We start from the raw sequence: 20,049 nt of genomic DNA, 5'->3' as shown, positions 1-20,049 counted from the left end.
GTGTTAGATCGTGCGTGCCCCTGATTGTCTCTCGGGATTTCGCCAACCGAGTTACTCCCCGCAAGCATCATGATTGGGTCGAGCGCAATTCGAACCTTCTGCACAGTAACATCGAACCGTGCGTTTTTCATCCGCAGGCAACACTTTCGCGTTTACGCTGTCTCAGTGTGCCAAACAGCACGGGGCATAGAAGTCGCTACAGAATGGGGAGCCCTGTGTCTGCCAGATACTCGTACGTCCGGTCATAGTACTCGGCTCGTCGAGTCGGATCGCTCGGGTCCCCGGGAGGAACGACAATAACCATTCCTTGTCGGGCTCGCGTCAGCAGGACACGGTAGGCATTCTTCAAATACCGTTGGTTCTCTGTCTTTCGGACTCGAGTCCAACGCCGCCCGCGAAATGAAAAATGAGTCCAAGAATCGTCCCCTTTACGCAGGTCAGCATCCCATGTCACGCAAGCCCAGTCGAGTTCCAGCCCTTGAACCTGAAACTCCGTCGCGACGTCCTCCATGTAGAACGAGGATCGAACATCGTCTTTGGGGTTGAGGAACCAATGGACCGGATCAACTTTCACTCTCACGTCGATTGCGTATGGCTTTAATCGCTGGGCAGAGGACGAGGCGAGAACACCGTAACGTTCCCCGCCGCGAGCATGTTCGCGGATCCACTCTTTTGCGAGTTGGATGTCGCGAGTCAGTGCCATGGGGTAACGGTCCTGAAATGAAGCGTATAGCTGTCGCGCTTCCCGGAGTTCGAGATCGAGCAGATTCTTGACGAACGCAGAAAGCTGCTCGGCACGAAACGATCTCATCGCAACCGTCAGGTGAAGTTCTTCTGTAAGGATACACTTCCCCCGCTCTCGAAGCTGCTTAACGGCCATTCCAGACGAGTACTCGGAATCCGTAAGCCGGGGGGAAACATACGCATGCCAATCGGGATAGGATCGAATGATTGCGTCGACCCATTCCTGAATACCTGCTTCACCCAAGTTGATCTCTTGGCCACCGCCCACAAGGCAAATGATAACGGCCCAGTCTTCGTGTCGATCGAGGCATGAGATCAGGAACTCAGGCTCCGATTGGTCGAATCCCGGTACATTCTTCCGTTGCCGCATGAAGTTGGCGGTCCGGTCGAGATTCCATGCCCGCTGAGCCTCATCGAAGATGGCGACGTGCTCGATCGGGGGCCGAGACCGATCGACGAGACAATCGTCTCGAAAGTGATGAACATTCTGAATGAACATCTTCACCCGCGATCGGATCTGCTCCTTGATCGTCTTCTTTCCCGCTTCACGATCACGTCTCAGTTGGTCACGAGTCAGAGCTTCTCTCAAGACCGAAACGAGCGGCCCGTTCCCGGAGAGAAAGACGCTGTGCAACTTTTCCTCGTGGTTGATGTGTTTGGTCGCGATATTTAAGCCGACAAGAGTTTTTCCTGCTCCCGGGACACCGGTAACGAAGCAGATGCATTTCCTGTTGTTGAGGCGAGCATCTTCAATCACGGCTTCGAGAATATCGGTGGTCCGTTCCAGTTCGCCATCACTCCGGGAAATCTCAGCGACATTGTGCCCGCTGTAGAGCGCCTGAGCCGCTTCAATGATGGTCGGTGTTGGCGAATAACGGCCGGTCTTCCAGTCATTTATAAGATCACCCCGGGCGAAACTTTGAAGTACACCCCGGATCGCCGGTGCCAGCGTATCGCAGTTACATCGCAGAGGGATCAAAACGCCGTCATCACGAGGCGAAGTCGCGGGACACGGCGTTTCTAAGGGAGCCTGTGTCGCAACAAGAATCGGGGCAATAGTGAGATCGTGACTTGCCTCATGAAAGTTCTTGAGATCCAGCGCGTAATCCCAAACTTGGTCGATCGCATGAGCGGGGAACGAGGCTTCACCAACCTTGAATTCAATGACGAAAACGACGTCATCGATCAGCAAGACAACGTCAATACGTCTTCCGAGACGCGGGATCGAATACTCAAAGAAGATCTCGCCTGGAAGAGAAAGCTCGGACAGCAGATCCTTCAGTAACTCGATCTGGGCAATCCAGGCATCACGCTGCGTCAAATCCAAGGAAAACGCGTTCAAACGTGCAAGCTGCCCCACGATCCCATCGAGATCGGTCGCCAGGAAGGAGGCAATCGAGTCCGCATAGAAATACCGCTGCACAGGTTCTCTACCCAATTGGCAACACGAAAGCAGAAAAGACACCCAGCCCCAAACAAAAAACCGCCTTCCGCAAAGCGTTGGTTTTCAACAACTTGCGGAAGGCGGTTTTTCGGGAAGCGGAGAGAACGGGATTCCCTGAATCCTTGCTTGCTGCTGTTCACCGACTGCAGCAACATATTACTGCTTAATGACTTCCGTCGATTGCGTGATGCTATCTAATGTCCGCAGAAAACGCAAGTTTACTTCGACAGACGCTACAAAACTGCTACAAACTTCGCAGTGATGATCGATCCGAAAACCATCACTCCCACGTGATAATCAATCAGTCTATTTCAGTGGAACAAATCTATGTTATCGCGCGATATGTGGCAGTACAGATAGGAGTGAAGCTTGGAGGAACCGAATAGGTCAAACGGCGATGCGAGAAAAACCGGAAGACCAGCAATGTGCGGCCTTCCGGTTGGATTCTCGTTCTTCAGGTGATCGTTCTGCGACGACTGCAGCGGAGTTGTCAGTTCAACCGTTTCGTCATCCACAATCCCGTGGCGGTCAGCCCACGTTTTTCGTAAGCCCGCTGAACTCTCAGATTGTCGCTGACGACGTGCAAATTCAACTGCGGAACGTTTTGCTGACGGCAGCGTTCGATTGCATGCTGATGCAGGGCATCATAGACCTTGCGATTCTCGGAATCAGCATTGCCGCGATACATTGGATGTACGAAGACGTGCTCGATCGTCGCCACGTTCGCATCGAACAGGTCGTGCCAGTGCAAGATCAACGTCAGTTGATCTCGGTGACAGCCGTCGGCTTCCGCCACCAGATATTCGCCATGAGCCGGATCGCTCAGCACCGTTTCGACGCCGCGTAGCGCGCGGCCGAATTCATACACCTGACACCGTCCCGTTTCCTACAGAATTTGCCAGGTAATGAGGGCCAACCGGTGAGCATCGGCGGCGGTGGCCAGTCGGACTTTCCAGGACTGCGACGTTGGATTTTGGCCCAATGTTTTCAGGGTCACGTTTCCTTATTGTTGTGGACTGGTGGTCCGGCTTTCTCGGTGCTGAACAGGGCCTGCTTCGCACGCGGGGCAGGCCCTTACGAAACAGGGCCGGTACAATCCCCCGTTTGCTGCTGCTCCGGCGCCATCCCGAATTTCTCGGCATGCCTCCGATGCCATTGGGAATGCGTGATCGCTCCGTCCTGAAATTCACCGCAGGCCGAACCGTGGAAGTGCTCTCGAGAACGTCACGCACCACAACATGATCCTGCCCGACCTGCGATGTAAAAATGCTAGCGTGTACCACATGGAAGGATGATCGCTCCACTTCTGCAGTGTACACTTCTGTCTCGAAAGTTCATCATGGTTGCTAACTCTCAAGAGTTGTCATTTCCAGGTGAATCCACGGATTTGAGGTCGAAGTTCAGGGTCCCACATTACCTAGTGAATCGTCTTCCATGTCTCGTGCCATCGTTTCTCAACCTCCGCATCGTAGGGCTCCATTCATTGCTGATCAGAAACTGCTACATCTGCAGATTCATGAGCAGTCGACCACGAAGTCGGGTTTTTATTGGGATATCTACGACCATCTGGAAGATGAGGAAACCACAGAAGACGCCCAGGGGCGTTGGTCATGGAACAACCAGTTTGCCGACCGCCAGTTGCTGTTGGAAGCACTCATCGCGGAACCCGCTTTCCGCCGCACGCTGCTGATCACCTACACTGGCTTCGGTCAATCAACCTTCTTGAAATGGCTGCAGTATGCGTTGCTGAAAACCTATCCCGGTTTGCTGCCCGTCTTCATGGAAACGACAACCCTGATCGATCATGAACACGCGAACGATGATCGCGACCAGTAGTTTCTGTTTGAGCAGGTCAAGAAATCCTTGAGAGAGGGATGGCAAATACAGAATGCGACTGTTCGGATTCCGGGTGACTCACTGGATCGGTGGATCCAGCACAAACAGCGGCAGATCGTGCCACATAGAAACCATCAACGGTTAACATGACTCGAGATTTAGCAACCGCCGCAGATCGGCAGATGTGGCGTGCAGACCGCGTTGATTCAACTTATTCCTCAAGAGCACAATGGAAGAACTGTCGAGTTCTCCTGACCGGCCGGCCGCCAGCGCTGGCCCGCAACGCCGGTTAACAGGATCGCCTTCTTTACGCCGTGCTCGCCAAGTGGTCCAAGTTTGTGGCCAGAATTCCAATTAACTGCAATAACATTCAATTCCAAAACATTGCAGTTATCTGCTTGACGGTTCGTCCCGTTGAAATGTACTTTCCTGGAGGGGAGGAGTGTCGGATCACCGACTTCGGACATTCTCGTACTTGCAGGAGGGACTGGTGATGCAACGGGCGATAGTGCTATTGAGCGGAGGACTTGATTCTGCGACATCCCTGGCAGTAGCCGTCTCGCAGGGATTCGAGCCTTATGCGATTTCGTTTCGGTATGGGCAGCGACACGAGAGTGAAATCGAAGCCGCCCAGAAGATTGCATCTTCGAATGGTGTCAAGAAGCATCGCATTTTCGAGCTTGGCCAAGACATGTTCGGCGACTCGGCTTTGACGAGTAATACGCCAGTTCCAGTTCGTCGAACTGTTGAGGAAATGGGTGCAGGCATTCCAGCGACATACGTTCCTGCACGGAACACCGTATTTCTCTCCTTGGCGTTGGCGTTCGCCGAATCGGTTGGGGCATTCGACATCTTCGTGGGCGTGAACGCCTTGGATTACGCGGGATATCCTGATTGCCGTCCGGAGTACATTGAGGCATTTGAGAGAATGGCCAATCTCGCGACAAAAGCGACGAGCGAAGGGCAAGGGCGAATCAAAATTCACGCTCCGTTGATCAGCCTGACTAAGTCCGAGATTATTCGGTTGGGTCTCACGCTAGGTGTAGATTATTCACTGACATCAAGTTGCTATAGCCCGACGGACAGTGGTGCAGCCTGTGGCGTCTGTGACGCATGCACATTGCGTCTTGTCGGCTTCGCGGAGAACGGAGTGCAGGACCCCGTTCAGTATTCTGACCAAGGGCAACTTACGACATGAGTTACCATGTCAAAGAAATTTACCACACTCTCCAAGGGGAAGGGGCACATGCGGGTCGACCTGCAGTGTTTCTTCGCTTTACGGGGTGTAACCTTTGGACCGGACGCGAGAGAGATCGTCCCAATGCGATATGCCGTTTCTGCGATACCGACTTTCTTGGGACTGATGGCTCCAACGGCGGGGCATACGAGTCTGCCAAAGAATTAGCGGGTGCCGTGGAAAAGGCTTGGCCCCCGAATGCAGGCGGTGGGCGGTTTGTTGTTTGTACCGGAGGAGAGCCTCTGCTCCAACTCGACTCACCACTGATTGAGGCATTGCATCGAGCTTCTTTCGAAGTTGCAGTGGAAACAAATGGAACTCGCGCGGTTCCGAACGGGGTTGACTGGATCTGCGTAAGCCCGAAAGCAAATGCAGATTGTATCGTGCGAGAAGGCGACGAACTCAAGCTCGTCTTTCCTCAAAACGGGATCACGCCGGAGCAGTGCGCGCATTGGGGTTTTGACAGATTCTTTCTGCAACCAATGGACGGTCCAGATTTGGATCACCATCGACAACTGGCTGTTCAGTACTGCCTGTCCCATCCTCAGTGGGAGTTGAGCATACAGACCCATAAACTCCTGGGACTGCGGTAGCACAAAGATGAACATCGTTGTCACCTGCACGAAGAGAAAGGCAGTCCCTGTTTCCGGGCGACTGCATCTCCGTTGTATTCGTCGAGCTTCCATTTCTTCCAAAGCTCGAACTTGGTGCGAGCATCTTGTCGCAACGCCGGTCGCGACTCTACCGGCACGGCAATTGTATTCTGGAGATCATTGGAGCGTCGCTCGATCGATAGAGAACAAAATGGTGGACGATACGCCAGGATCGCGGCTTTGGGTCGCTTCGGCTGGTTACGGCTTGATATCCATGGGCACCCCACTCAAGCCCTACTCAGCAACTTTTTCGGCTAACCATCCCGACTCGGTTGTCAGGAATGCCACAAGTGAAGGCGAGACGCCGATCGCTCGCCAGTGGTGGGAAGCCATCTCCGGACTAAGTGATCTGCAGTATGGAGGTCCGAGGACGATTGCAGAGCTTGCGGGCCTGAGTCCGAATCAACCGCTGCTGATCGTCGCCTCTGAGACGTATTTGCTTGCCCTTCGTAACGACGTGGAGTCTGCACTTTCGCAGCTCAACGATCCCGAATTGCTTTCGATCTTCTCCGCCGGGTGCAAGTCATTTGGAGATCTTTCAAATCACCTCATTCCGTACGATGCTCGCATGCAAAACGTAGTGGGAGGAGCATTGCGGTCCCTGAATATTCGTGTCGCTCAGAAAGCGATCTTGGAACGCCGAAAATCCCAGGCAACGTGTTCCGCATTCCGACAATCAATCACTCGATTGACTCGCCAACTGCCGGAGTTGAAAAGGTTTCATCGCCTGGCGATGACTGATGTGCAATTGAAGGCGTACATTGAGAAGGAAATCGCCAAGACCCCCTCGTGCAGTCATACTCGACTCCTGCGCCAATTAAGGGATCAAGGCCACGCTTGCGAGCAAAAGCGGTTTGCGGCTCTATTCCGGGATGTTCAGGAGCACGAAAATGGCTCGTAAGGCTTCAAAAGGAAAGCAGATTGAGCGTCGAGCCCTGCGCATCGTCCAGAACGAAGCCCACCCGCTCTACGTATTCACATTGACCGGCGATGAGTTGCTGAAGGTCGCTGATATTTCGAAGATTTCCCGCGATGCTACAGGTGCCCTGATCGGATACCAACGGTCGGGAGTGAAACGTCACGTCCAAGACATTGTGGACTACCTGAATCAAGATGGAATCATTTTCCCGAATTCGATCATTCTGGCACTCTCGTCGCGAGTTAAGTTTCGCCAAAGTCGAGGACCGTCGACCAGTGATGGGCTAGCTCAAGCAGGAGTATTGGAAATTCCGCTTCCAACGAACGGCGGCCCAAAACCTGCATGGATCGTAGATGGACAGCAGCGAGCGCTCGCATTGTCGAAGTGCAATAGGCCACAACTCCCTATCCCAGTCAATGCGTTTGTGGCAGATAATATAGAGATACAGCGCGACCAATTCTTGCGGGTGAACAGTTCCAAGCCTTTGCCGCGAGGACTGATCACGGAACTGCTTCCAGAAGTAACGACGACGCTTCCCGCCAATCTTTCCGCGAAAAAGATGCCATCGGCGATTTGCGATTGGCTCAACTTGGAGAAAAGTTCGCCATTCCGTGGCCTGATCCGGCGCGCCTCCACTTCCGACGACGCAAAGCAGGTGGCTGTCATCACAGACAATTCCGTCGTGAAGATGATCGAAGAGAGCTTGTCTCAGCCGTCGGGATGCCTTTTCCCATATCGGAATATCGCCACGGGAGAAACCGACTTTGACGGCATTACTTCCCTGCTCGTGTGCTATTGGACCGCCGTCTCGGAAGTGTTTCCTGACGCTTGGGGCAGGCCTCCTGCCAAGAGCCGTCTGATGCATGGCGCGGGTATTCGGGCGATGGGACGACTTATGGATAGGATTATGCCATTCGTTGTTTCAGGTGAGACAGGTTCCGTCGCCCAGGTGAAACGCGAATTGAAGTTGATCGCTCCAGTTTGCCGTTGGACAAAAGGACGGTGGGAGGAAATGGACGGTCTCCGATGGAATGAAGTCCAAAACGTGCCGCGACATATTCACATGTTGTCGAACGTGCTCATTAGAGCGTATCTGCAAGCAAGAGGAAATCGGCACGTATGAAGTTCTTTTTTCCAGACAGCCAAGACCTCGTAGATCCAAGTTTTGATTTCGATACAGAGAAGCGAAAGGAAACTCGAATCCGCCAGCGGGACGACTTGTACGCGCACGAGGTTTTTGAGAAGCCCCCGTACGATGGGATGCTCGTTTCGATGGCCATCGTCCATGGCACCGGCGGAAGCACTGGTCGTTATACTCTCGGCCAGCAGCGACGTTTTTCTGTTGAGGGGGCACGAGAATTCTTGCGGCTTCCGAAAGGCCTGGAACTCATCGGTGATTGTGGCGCTTTTACCTACGTGAAGGAACCGGTCCCACCAGTCAGCGTGGAGCAGGTTGCGAGATTCTATGAAGACAGCGGATTCGACTATGGAGCATCGGTCGACCATATCATTCTGGAATATGATCCGCAGTGGGATCGTCCGCTGCCTGGAACTAAACCTGTCCCTGAGGATTGTGTTCGGCGACAGGAATTGACGATTCAACTGGCCAGAGACTTCCAGAAACTGTGCCGACAGCAGAAAGTCCGATTCGAGCCCATCGGAATCGCACAAGGGTGGAGCCCGAAGTCGTACTCAAAGGCAGTCAGCGCTCTTCAAAAAATGGGTTACAAATACATCGCACTCGGAGGTCTGGTCCCTCTCAAGTCAACTGAGATCCTCCAGGTGCTCGAGGAAGTCTCACCGAAGCTGAGGCCTTCCACCGGACTCCACCTCTTCGGAGTGACGCGACTGGACTACGTAAAGGAGTTCGCGAGACACAGCGTGATCAGCTTTGACAGCACGTCTCCGTTGACTCAGGCTTTCAAAGAAGATCGGGAAAACTACTACGGACCGGAAAGAAAATATCCGGCCATTCGTGTCCCACAGGTCGACATCAATCAAAAGTTGAAGAACCGAATTCTTTCCGGTGAAGTCAGCCAAGCCGAGGCGTTTCGATTGGAAAGAGAATGCCTGGAGGCTCTCAGGGATTTCGACCGACGGAGCTTTCGGCGCCTGGAGTTGATTGAGGTATTGAATGAGTACCAACAGCTCTACGGAAGCACGAGGAATTACTCCGCAGACTACGAGATCCTCCTGAAAGATCGCCCTTGGAAAGAGTGCCCATGTGCCGTATGCCGCAAATTGGGGATCAACGTGGTCATCTTCCGGGGAGCAGAGCGAAATCGGCGACGTGGATTTCATAACGTATATGTCACTTACAAGCGACTGAAGCATATTCGAGGTAAAGCTCGTACCCTTTAATTACCCGCTCAGAAGGAGCAAACGTGGCGAAGGCTTCGACGAAGGCAGGTGTTCGGCGATCTAGGAAGAAAACAGCGAACGAATTACTGCTGAGAGTACCAGCTCTGGAATTCAACCAAGGCAAGGATCGGCGGCTTTACAGCTTTGCGGTCGATGGCAAAGAGCTGCATAAGTTCTGCACGATATCGCGTGTGAGCAGGAACGATTCCGAGGGGCTGAGCGGCTACCAACGTCCTGAAGTCGTCTCGCACATCGTTCAAATCCGTGAGTATTTGGAATCCGAAAACCCGTTACTTCCAAACGCGATTGTTGTGGCATTCGATGAAAGCGTACGGTTCAAACCATCTTCACCGAATAGCGAGAATGACAAGGCCATTAGTCGCACGGGAGTGCTTGAAATTCCTGTTAAAGAAGGGGTCCTCGATGCTCTGAAGCCAGGTTGGATCGTCGACGGACAACAGCGGGCGGCGGCACTACGCGACGCCCGCGTCGAGGGCTTCCCAATCTGCGTCGTTGGATTCATTGCATCGGGATTGGAGGAGCAACGACAACAGTTCATTCTCGTGAACGCGACAAAACCCCTTCCCAAGGGATTGATTTACGAACTTCTTCCATCCACCGAAGGAAAACTGCCGATTGCCCTGCAAAGGCGGCGTTACCCGGCCCTACTCTCCGAGCGACTGAACTTCGACGACGACTCCCCGATGCAGGGTATGATTCGAACGCCGACCAATGGCACGGGCGTAATCGCCGACAATTCCATCCTCAAGATGCTCGAAAACAGCCTTACAGACGGAGTGCTGTACCTGTACGATGATATCGAGGAGCAATTGGATGTACTCAAGACGTTCTGGTCTGCCGTGAAGACAGTTTTTCCCGATGCATGGGGAGAACTGCCTCGTAAGTCACGCTTGATGCACGGTGCCGGAATTGTGGCGATGGGCTTTCTTATGGACACCATCGCTGATCGACATCGGCGCACAAAGGCTCTGACATCGAAGGTGTTTGTGAACGATCTTGAGCCGCTCCGAGACATCTGCCATTGGACTGAAGGATACTGGGAATTCGGTGCCGACAACCGATTGAAGTGGAATGAACTTCAGAACGTTCCGAGGCACATTCAGTTGCTCTCGAACTATCTGTTGATCCAGTATCGAGAATTAGTCTGGAAGGCCTGACTTACCATTCAGTAGGACATCGTGAAGGGAAGAAGTCGCGAAGTGCGCAAAGATTTCTTTATCAGCTACAACTCGACCGACAAAGCTTGGGCGGTCTGGGTTGCTTGGGTCTTGGAGGCACAAGGCTTCACAACAATCATCCAAGAATGGGACTTCCGCCCTGGAGGTGACTTTGTTCTGGAGATGCAGAAAGCGGCGACTGGCACCAAACAAACCATCGCAGTGCTCTCGGAGAATTATCTGAGTGCGGAGTATACTCAACCGGAATGGAGCGCCGCATTTGCCGTCGACCCCAAAGGATGCGATCGAAAGCTGATTCCAATCAGGATCGCAAATTGTGACCCCGACGGACTTCTTAAAGCCCGAATTTACGTCGATCTTGTAGGCCTAAAGGAAGATGAGGCGCGGGCCACGTTACTCGCGTCGCTTCAGGATCGCGGCAAACCGCTTGACCAACCATCATTTCCAGGTAATGGAGGAGAACTTTCCCACAAGAGCGTACCTGTATTCCCAGGTCAGCAAGCAGAATTCAATTTATTCCAAGAAACGAAGTACTCCCGCTACAGACACCTGTCAGAGGAACTCAGCCAATCCCTCATTCGGAAGTCCCGAATTGAGCAGATCGGTGAGGACACGACAACAATTGATGACGACATTCTGAGTCTCAAACGTGAATTGCGGCGCGGTGGTCAGTTGAGGCAAGGGGACCAATTGGGAGATCGTTACCTCCTTTTGAATCAGATAGGTCGCGGTGGCTATGCAACAGTCTGGAATGCATTCGATCAGCAAACGGCAAGCAATGTTGCGATAAAGGCCCTCAATTGCTCAGAAGCATCAAATAATGAAAGTGTCGAGCGATTCTTTCGAGGCGCAAGAGTCATGTCAGACCTTTCTGGCAACGACGGTATCGTATCTGTACTAAATCCGAAGTGCGAAGACGACGGCTTTTTATATTTTGTGATGGAGTTAATTTCAGGTGGCAATCTAAGAGAAGCTGTACATCATGGACGCAAGTCACGAGCTGACGCAGTTGCAATCATGCAGCGTATTCTTTCCATTCTAAATCACACGCACAGTCACCCTTCCGCGTACATTCACCGTGACATCAAACCTACAAACGTCCTTCTGACATCAGAAGATCAACTGAAACTCACAGATTTCGATCTCGTCACGATGAACAACACAACTGGAGGGACTCGAACTGGAATGTTGGGTACGTTCGTCTTCGCGGCTCCCGAGCAACTCCACAGACCCCAAGAAGCAGACCATCGTGCTGATATCTTCGCCGTCGGCATGACTGGAATGTTCGTGCTGTATGGGCAGGACTTGCCGCCCTCAGCATGGCGTCGCCCTGAAGCTTTCATCGACGCTCTCAACACGACAACGGACCTGAAGACCATACTTGAAAAGGCTACTGCCGAAGACCCGAATGATCGATTTGCATCTGCATCTGAATTCCTTGATGCGTTGCAACATCGTCAGTCCACTTCTACCCCGAAGAAGCAGAGGACGCGAAGGCGCAGGAAGGCTTCCGACAACGGAAGCCGACGGCAACCCAAGCGTCATGGCACTCCCCGACCGCGCTCAAGAACTAAGCTCTTAAAAGCTCTGGCGGAGTTCGACGCCGTCTACCGCACGTCCGGAAGGTACCGAAACTTCCCAAACGGGAAACATGGGTATGCGATTCAATTCGAGGACCGCTTGTACCCCGTCAAGAAAATTGTCTCATTGGCAACAGGCCGGCCAGTTGAAACATTTACTGGAGGCGCCAACTCGGTTAATCGCGTGGTCGAATCATTGGGGTTTAAGATCGTTGAATTAAATCGCGAAGCGCCGACATAGTGGAAGGCGGCACGCGTCGGACGTTCAGAAACTAGAACTGAAGTGCCTAAGCGGTTCCTGCGCATTCGACGCAACTGCGGTCCTTGTGATGTGAAGATTAGAACCAGTTTCATAACCGCTTGAGGATAGTGAACAGATAAGCGAGCTGCCAGAAGCCTTCAAAGAGGTGTGGGCGGTATTCCCAGCGAACGTCAAGCGTGCGGTAATGGCTCTGCAGCAATCACTCGCTTTCGCAGAACGTATGGATAACCCTTCGCAATCCTCCTTGAATCACGGCGACTCAGGAAGATTACGCACAGGTTTGGGAAGATCCAACTACAGCGGAAGTATGAAAATTCTCGAGGGTTAGGTTCTGCATATAGTATTAGCGTGATGAATCAAACAGCTTAACAATTGTGTGGAGGACTTTCCTTCGGCGTGAAGGCATGTTTTGGATTTAGGTCGACTATCCTTTATGCCATTTGTTGCCGCGTGTTTGGCGTCCCAAGTATTGATGATGAAGATGTCGGCAGATTGAGCGAGGCTTTTCATGCGATCGGTAAGGGACTTGTCGTGGATATAATGGATCTTAATGCCTTCGAATGTTTGTTGGGCGAGTTGACCGAAGCGTCTTGCGATTCGCTCGGTGAGAGAATAAACGGCGATGCTTTTGCCTGCCAGGAGACTGCGAATGTCTGGAGAGTCGTCTTGGGTTGCCTCCTCGACCTCCGGACGGGGAACCGAGACCATTTCGGTGAGATCGAGATCGGCGGCGAGTAGTTCCAGCAGTGACCATTGGTCGTCGCTGATGCGTCTAGCCCAAAGCCGGCTTGATTCGGCGAGCGTGGCAAGGATGGGTGTCAGGCTGGTGTGTTGTTGAGCGCCTGTGTCGATCAGCAAGTCCAACATCGACAAAACCCAATCGAAGTGGCGTGGAGCGGCGATCAAGGCCCAAAGGTAGGTGGTCAACTCGGCGACGTGTTGGAAGTCGTTGTTGCTGACGTCGTGGCTTGGGGCGGTTGTAAGTATCGCTTCACTGAGTTGTTCGATGGCAGTGAGATCATCTGGGCCGACTGATTCATCGTAAATCAGCAAATCGGTGAGCGCGTTGTAGATCGGTTTGCATTCACGGGTTGCTGAGCGATCGACCAAGAACGCGCGAATAAATGTAGGGACCGCGTTGCGGATAATATCTCGTTGCTTTCCTGTGCGGGAAATCTGCAATGTTTCAGCGATCTTCGACGTCTCAAACGATGAATTTGATATCCACTTCTGAATTCCGTATTCGAGGACTTCGCCGGAGGTCTTAACTGCTTCTCCCGTATCGACGAACTCAAACCAATCAATGAGCGATTCGATCGGTTTGACTTTGCCACCGGAGTCTTGTCCAAGGATTTGCGAAAGAATCTCGACGTGGCCACTGCAGACTCGCCGACTTAGTACCCTCCCCTGGACATCGTCGGACGCGGATGACAAATACGCGATGGCATCCTCGGCAGAGCGTCGAGTGTCAATCTCAACGGCCAACTCCAGCACGCGGTGGACTGAACGGTTGGTGGGCGGTTGCAATAGATAAAGTGCGAACGCTTCGTCGAAGTTGTTTTCGTTGTAACGAGCATCGGCCACGTCGTAGCCTATGACGGCCTCGGAAACTCCTTCCGCAGGTGCCGGGGCGGGCAGCGTTGCAAGCAATGCGTTCGCCCACTCGGCGTCCGCCGCGATCGCCGAATGCCCGGCTAGTTGCTCAGCCAGTTCACGCTTGGTTGGATCGGAAGCAACGGAAGACACTAGCGCAAACTTGATTGCGTCGGGTGATTGGAGTCCTGCGGTCGATCGAACAAGGTTGTGGAAGCGCTTCGCGGTGCCGCGATAGGTCTCGACAGCTGCGGACACATCCCCGGTGAGTTCGTGCTGCGAAAGGTGTTGCCGGTAGACCGCCTGAGCGATTTGATCAGAAATCCGCTTTGGCCGGCGAACTTGTAGGATCTCGTCCAGGACCGGAAGCAGCAGCAATTCTGCCCATTTTTCAAAGGCTGCGAAAATTCGCACTTGGAGGAATGCGAGGTTGGTAGCGCTAAGTCGTCCGCGACTTCGGATTTCACCATAGATGGCCCATGCTGATTGCTCATTCCTGGCGAGGATCGCCATCTCGAGATCGCGCAACAATCGGCCAATCGGCTTAACCGCGGCAAGCGATCGTCCGGATTCGCGATCCCGATAGTCAATAATTGCGGTGAGCAATCTGCCCACCTTCGTTCGATCGTCGTCGTGGATAACTGGCAAACGGAATACGAGCGAACCGAAGGTTGATTTGCAACAGCTTTCAATGGGGTCCTCAGGATCGAGTTTGGCAAGTTGGCCATGGAAGTTCGAATAGGTGGGACCGATAAAGGCGAGCAAAGATTCCCGCATTGACCTTGCTTCACGCGAATTGCCACAGAGCACATACCAAGTCGTCTGCTTCGATGACGGATCGACTCGGGGCAATAGGAACGGACTCTCCTGTTTAAGAAATCGTCGCACCCACGGTTCGAGATAGGAACGAATTGCGTCAGTCGGTGCGGCGGACTTGTAGGCATCCCATTGAATGGAGTTGCCTGAGCCAAAGAAAGATCTCAGGAATGCCTGCGAATCATCGCTCGATTGCGTCATTGATCCGCCTCGTAATTTGCTTGGAAGTGAATTCGAGCCTCCGCAATGGCTTCAGGTGATCGATTCAACGAGACACCTTCGTGGTTGATCTCAACGCCGTTGTAGGTCAGGTTCATCGAACCGCTTAGGTAATAGTCTTGACCAAGGAGCCCCTTCAGGTGCAACGTGTCACGAATTGCGACTTGAAGATTGCTTGTTCCATCGCTCGACCGACTTAGGTCATCCATCTTTCGTAAGAACACGTCGTTGTGCGAGTCAGGACGCGCAACGATATGAACTCTTGATTGATGTATTAATTGCCCAAAGACCTCGCTGAGACGGATCCGGCGATGTCCCCATGTTGGGACCAGCGACGAGAATTGACCGCACCGGTTATCGAGAATGTCGATATCGGAAATCCAAGGCGAGACAAGCCAAATCGACTCACTAGGGACCAGTAACTCGGCGACGAAGATTCCTTCGAGCAATTCTCGAATCTCGGCGCGACTCGTTGCCTGGCTCGAGAACGTGTTACGCTTGTCTGAAGTTGGATCGTTCATTGCACGCCTTCCGGCAGCGATAAGCTAATCTCAATCGATTCCACGCGTCGATCGACTCGGCCAACCTTTGGATGCAAAAGCATGTAGCCCGAATCAATCGGGACCGTCATCAGGTCCATCAGTGCCCTGCGAAGTACAGGAAGCTCATCAGGCTTGCCCACCAAGATGATCTCGCTATCTTTGATCAAGCAATCTCGCGCTTTTTGAGACCAGTCTTCATCATCAATGTTGACACGAGTTGCCTCGCCAATGAGAAACAGATGGACCAGGTCGTGTTCAGTTTCTGGAAGCGAATCGTACGGGTTATAGACGACGAGGCGTGCGCTGCGAGATACACCGCCACGCGGCCAAAGCAAGCTAAGCAGCGTATTGAAGCGCCACTGGCGACGATTCGCCTCAATCGCATTGTCGCTTGGGTCTCGCATAACGTTATCGATCAAATCATTCGCCGATTCGAGGTACGCCATAATTCGTGGATCAATCTCGACGTCCAAATTGTCCTCAAGAGTGCCCCAGCGTGAGATCATCTTGTGAAGCAACGCATCGGTGTCTTCGTTGCTGCCAGGTCGCAGGATTCGATTGGCGATCGCAGCAATCACACCATGGCATGTGAACAGTCCCTTCTTGTCTAGAGTTTTGCGAAGATCATCGAAGGCATCAGCGTGGGCTCTATGATTTTCGGTCGACGCGACTCGATAGGCCGAAACCTTGTCTTTTACTTCGACCTGGTCGGGCGAGTTCATCCAATCGAGCAGGATCGTCAATTGTTGGTCGGCAATTTCGTAGTCGGATGGACGCAACGCGTTTTCGACAAGATCGAAGAATCGTCGCGGATCTTCGCCATAGCGAATCAAGAACGATTCAATGATTCCGCCACCGCCGACAGTCTTCTCCGTGATCCAGACTTCTTCGCTCTCGCCTGTTCTCGGAACCGCGATGGTTGGGCGCGGACCAGGTTCGACGTCGAGCAGAAGATCGTTGGAATCCAGATCACTGCAGACTTGTTGGATACCGTCAAGAATTGCCGCTCCCAAAGTTGTCTTGAACTTCCGAGTCAGCCACGGTGTCCAAGCTGAGTTCGGCGTTTCCCAAAGTACGGGAGCATGGCCGTGAAGTGAGTCGATGATGATCGGATCTTCTAGAAGTTGCTCCAAGTCTTTTTGCAGTTGCTGCTGGACGTCATCAAGTGATTCACTTTGCTCACCATCCTGGTCACTCTGTGAAGACACGGCAAGACTTTGGAAGATCACACCAAGAACCTCGTTGAAGTTCAGGATAGTTGAATCTGAGGACGACGCTTGCCACGATTCCTGTAGCGTGACGTCTCGTTCAATCGCGGATGTCACCAAAGCGGAGAGATAAACCTGAGACAACCAGCGTAGTTCAAAGAAGCTTGCGAAGCGTTCAAGTGTCGGATCTTCCGCGACCGCATCTCGGAATTTCGATACTCGTAAACAGCGAAGCATGGCCGGGTTGTGAAGCAGTCGGCCCGCTAAATCCTCCGGTACAGCAAATCGAACGACCAGTCCGTCAACGTCAATAGCAAAGCCAATCCCCACCGGGACTTGATTGGAATCTGTGTCATCGCCGCGGTCTGCAATGAAGCTGAGGGTGGTCTCATTTGTCTGACCATTGTCGAAGTTGATTGTCGCCTTCGACTGAGTCGCAAAGCGACGCACCTCGAGGGGATTGTTAAGGTTGTGGACGAAGAGCTCCATTCCCGTTACAACCGAAGACCAACGTGATGGCGACGGCAAATCAACGGATGTTCCGGGGACCAGCGGGCACACTTGAGTGTTCCAAGAAAGCATCGCGTTAGTGCTGTCCGCCACGCGTCGTTCAGGAACGACCAGTCGCATCTCCCGAGGACGAACGCATCGTATCGATTGCGAGTTGCCGTTCGCATCAAACCGATCAAATGATCCGATTTCGTCGTATCGACTGACGATGTTGCCTAGTTCAAGCGGTTGGTCGCCGTCGATCGAAAGGTCGCCCGGTTGCACCCAGTGGCGCGCGTGTGAGTTCAAAACGCCAAAGCGACGCGATACTCGACCCGGTGCAAATTCACGCATCGCTTGCAAGATCGGAAGCACGTCGACGCGTTCCAGCGATCTCAGATCCTGCGGCGGCGATCGCAGCGTCACTTCTGGCAAGTTCAAGTCCCCGAACAACTGGGCCGGGACAAACTCGGGCAGCGGATTGTTTCCGACGAAGTTGTCGAATACTGGCGGATCCTTATCGACGACTTTCCAGTTGGAATTCAATCGTCGCAGTAGAGTTGGCAAAGCGGCGTTCATCAATGCGCGCGGCGGATCCCATACGAGGACTTCGATCGTCTCTTCCGTCTGTTTCAAGGCATTGGATAGATATCTCACGAGTTCGTGGTAGCCCTCTTCTCTGAACAACAACCCTTCAATGATGGCGACCGCCGCTCTTTGGCGTTGTTTCATGTCAGCGATCTTCTTGGAGTTTTGCAGGATCTTCTCTGCCGGTCCTGAAAAATCGCGATAGACGCTGCCTTTTGGCATCCCTGCTTGCGTTCGCAAACGTGTTGCGATCCAATCGAAAAAGGCGAATACCATCTGCATACGCAGAACGTAGCGATTGCTGACGGGCAATTCTCGAGGCGACAGTGCAGGGTCAAAAAGCAAGTCAAAGCTTTCCCAAGCCAACCGATCTCGGCCGTAATCGGAGAGCGTTACGATAGTCCAGGGTCGCATTTCAATGCGCCGACCAGCACGCCCTTTTCGTTGCAGAAATTGGGCGGGATCTCTTGGTGCCTTGTGTTGCAAAACAACGTTTACTTCGGGATCGTTGAAACCAACCTCCAGTGACGCGGTCGCCACGATGATGTCGGCATCGGTCGCAACGCCAGAGTCCTGTGAACTCGTACGCTCAATTCGCAGATCGGAAGTCCCATCCTGAAGCCGATGGCCTAGTTTCGTGCAAAGGTCCCAAGATTGCCCGAACTGCGCTCTTAGCCGCTCATCGGGAGCTTGCGGGTTCCGTAAGTTCGCAAGCGAGCCGTTAGGATGCGTCTGAACATCGGGGCGGCCCCAACTGTCTTGTCCTTCTGCGTCCCGCAGGTTGTAAAACATCCGGTTCGTTACGTCGAGGTCGTCCGTGAACACGAACTCTTTCGACCCGTAGACTTCGGACTGTGGTGCCGTGTTGTTGTTCCGTGCGTCAAGCGTTCGTCGCAGTAGCATCGCTGTTTGGATTGACGTCGACAGTAATGAACTTTGGCTCGCCGGATCTCCACGTAGAGCGACTAGGTACTCCATTCCCATACGATCCAATTCCGTCGGATGAGGGGAAATTTCCTCGACACGTGAATCGGATTCCCCAATCAGAGTTGCAAAGAACTTTCGCGCGTCGGCCAACGTCGCTGACAGGCCCACGAAGTGTGGGCGCACGTCGGCGGCATGCTTCCAACGACGAAGCAGCATCGCGGTTTGCGCCCCGGAAACCCCAGAGTAAGTATGCACCTCGTCCAGCAGTACCATCTTCGGTGTTCTGTTTCTCGCTGCACCGACACCGAACACGTGTGCCATGGTCGAATCACCAATACGTTGATTCAACATCTCCGTGGTCGTGAATAGAATGTCGGCGGGAGTATGCTGCAAACGCTGACGAGTCAAGATTAGCTCGTCGTGCGCCGTGCTTGCTGAGCAACGAGAGCAGCACAGTCGATGCACATTGCTGTTCCGATCTTCAGCCCGCCAAATCATCTGGCCTTGGCAAGATCTGGTTGGACAAGTAAGAAAAGGACATATGTCGCCACCATTCGTGCGAGTCCAGCCTGCTGGTGGTTCTGCATAGTCAAAGTAGCCTTCATGTTCAGGCGTCGCACCGAACAAAGTTGCAATTGTCAGTTTGCGTTTTCCGTTGGCCTGCAAGAGCGAATCAATTTTTCTAGCTTGGCCATACGCCTCGGCGAGTTGATCTTTGAGCAGTTCGTTACGCGGATAGATTGCCAGACATCGCGTCCAATAATTGCTGTCGATGGACTCGGCGATCGAAAGGAACGCTGGCAAGTAGAACGACAGCGTTTTTCCGCTACCTGTGCCGGCACAAACGATCGTTCCTGAGCACCTGTTCATATTCAATTGGCCCAGAACGTTCTCGGCCGCACGAACTTGAAAAGATGCAAGCTGCATCTGATCATCGTTTGGCGATGACAGCAAGGCCGACAAAACATTTTTCTGAAGCGCTGAAAGCTTCCTTGATTGCTCGATCCGGGCTAATGTTTCGTCTATAGAGACGTTCCGCTGCGGCACGGTTCGAGGACGCAGCATAAACCTGAAATCACCCACAAGTGGCTTTGCCGTTTGCCATTTCCGGTTGCCCGTATTCATGTGCTTTGGGAATAGTTGACGAAGTCTTGACAGCAATCGGAGCGTCTCAGCCATCCGAGTGCGATAGCGATGCCGCATTCCGTCTTGGAACTCGTAAAGGAAACCAATCTCCTCTAAAACATCTTGAAACTCATCCTCGTCCTCGTACAACGTCCAAAGATCGTTGTCTTCGAGGTAGATTTCACAAAGATCGCCAATCTCGTCTGCACTAAACGAACCATCGACAAGCCCCCACGACAGAAGCCTTGCTTCGGCGCGTTCAAGCGAGTTCAGAAATTCGAGTCGATGGTCGTCTACCTTCACGTGC

Annotated in this window: 13 protein-coding genes; 8 read left to right on the top strand and 5 right to left on the bottom strand. The window is 53.0% G+C overall.

All coding sequences use genetic code 11. The annotated features are described in order from the left end of the window. Window positions 1-196: 196 nt before the first annotated feature. A complete protein-coding gene (locus tag L1A08_RS18165) occupies window positions 197-2,167 on the bottom strand; it encodes a DUF2075 domain-containing protein (protein WP_238757944.1) in 1,971 nt (656 codons plus the stop codon). Window positions 2,168-2,678: 511 nt separating this feature from the next. Then, window positions 2,679-3,056 carry a GNAT family N-acetyltransferase gene (locus L1A08_RS18160; RefSeq protein WP_238757943.1) on the bottom strand — a complete coding sequence of 126 codons (378 nt, stop codon included), beginning with the start codon at window positions 3,054-3,056 and terminating at the stop codon, window positions 2,679-2,681. Between the two features lie 566 nt (window positions 3,057-3,622). On the opposite strand from L1A08_RS18160, the gene L1A08_RS18155 reads away from it, so the two are divergent. The 8 genes from L1A08_RS18155 (at window position 3,623) to L1A08_RS22865 (ending at window position 12,214) form a co-directional block, all read left to right on the top strand. Further along, entirely contained in the window at window positions 3,623-4,024 is a 402-nt protein-coding gene (locus tag L1A08_RS18155; RefSeq protein WP_238757942.1) for a hypothetical protein, read from the top strand. A gap of 493 nt (window positions 4,025-4,517) precedes the next feature. After that, a complete protein-coding gene (queC, locus tag L1A08_RS18150; RefSeq protein WP_238757941.1) occupies window positions 4,518-5,222 on the top strand; it encodes a 7-cyano-7-deazaguanine synthase QueC in 705 nt (234 codons plus the stop codon). Continuing rightward, window positions 5,219-5,854 (top strand): 7-carboxy-7-deazaguanine synthase, encoded by a 636-nt coding sequence (gene queE / locus L1A08_RS23060; RefSeq protein ID WP_390896920.1) that lies wholly within the window; start codon window positions 5,219-5,221, stop codon window positions 5,852-5,854. Before queC ends, queE begins: the two co-directional genes overlap by 4 nt. A gap of 211 nt (window positions 5,855-6,065) precedes the next feature. After that, complete coding sequence (locus L1A08_RS18145) at window positions 6,066-6,815, top strand: hypothetical protein (protein WP_238757940.1); 750 nt, start codon at window positions 6,066-6,068, stop codon at window positions 6,813-6,815. Further along, window positions 6,805-7,956, top strand: coding sequence for a DGQHR domain-containing protein DpdB (gene dbpB, locus L1A08_RS18140; protein WP_238757939.1), 1,152 nt, complete (start codon window positions 6,805-6,807; stop codon window positions 7,954-7,956). The genes L1A08_RS18145 and dbpB (L1A08_RS18140) overlap by 11 nt, the downstream gene beginning before the upstream one ends. Continuing rightward, the gene (dpdA, locus tag L1A08_RS18135; protein ID WP_238757938.1) at window positions 7,953-9,194 is read left to right on the top strand and encodes a tRNA-guanine transglycosylase DpdA; all 1,242 of its coding nucleotides are present in this window, start codon (window positions 7,953-7,955) and stop codon (window positions 9,192-9,194) included. Before dbpB (L1A08_RS18140) ends, dpdA begins: the two co-directional genes overlap by 4 nt. A 23-nt stretch (window positions 9,195-9,217) precedes the next feature. Continuing rightward, window positions 9,218-10,372: a DGQHR domain-containing protein DpdB gene (dbpB, locus tag L1A08_RS18130; protein WP_238757937.1), complete on the top strand. Its 1,155-nt coding sequence runs from the start codon at window positions 9,218-9,220 to the stop codon at window positions 10,370-10,372. A 42-nt stretch (window positions 10,373-10,414) separates the two neighbouring features. Continuing rightward, entirely contained in the window at window positions 10,415-12,214 is a 1,800-nt protein-coding gene (locus L1A08_RS22865; RefSeq protein WP_238757936.1) for a protein kinase domain-containing protein, read from the top strand. A 345-nt stretch (window positions 12,215-12,559) separates the two neighbouring features. Here the strand turns inward: L1A08_RS22865 and dpdD are convergent, their stop codons facing one another. From dpdD to dpdJ, 3 genes are read right to left on the bottom strand one after another with little or no spacing between them, the layout of a single operon-like run. Next, window positions 12,560-14,845 (bottom strand): protein DpdD, encoded by a 2,286-nt coding sequence (dpdD, locus tag L1A08_RS18120; RefSeq protein WP_238757935.1) that lies wholly within the window; start codon window positions 14,843-14,845, stop codon window positions 12,560-12,562. After that, complete coding sequence (dpdK, locus tag L1A08_RS18115; RefSeq protein ID WP_238757934.1) at window positions 14,842-15,384, bottom strand: phospholipase D-like domain-containing protein DpdK; 543 nt, start codon at window positions 15,382-15,384, stop codon at window positions 14,842-14,844. Before dpdK ends, dpdD begins: the two co-directional genes overlap by 4 nt. Next, window positions 15,381-20,045 (bottom strand): protein DpdJ, encoded by a 4,665-nt coding sequence (dpdJ, locus tag L1A08_RS18110; protein ID WP_238757933.1) that lies wholly within the window; start codon window positions 20,043-20,045, stop codon window positions 15,381-15,383. The genes dpdK and dpdJ overlap by 4 nt, the downstream gene beginning before the upstream one ends. Window positions 20,046-20,049: the final 4 nt, after the last annotated feature.

It is taken from the genome of Rubinisphaera margarita, from assembly GCF_022267515.1.
In the GTDB taxonomy this organism is placed as follows: Bacteria; Planctomycetota; Planctomycetia; order Planctomycetales; family Planctomycetaceae; genus Rubinisphaera; species Rubinisphaera margarita.
This window is presented reverse-complemented; position numbering and strand designations above follow the sequence as displayed.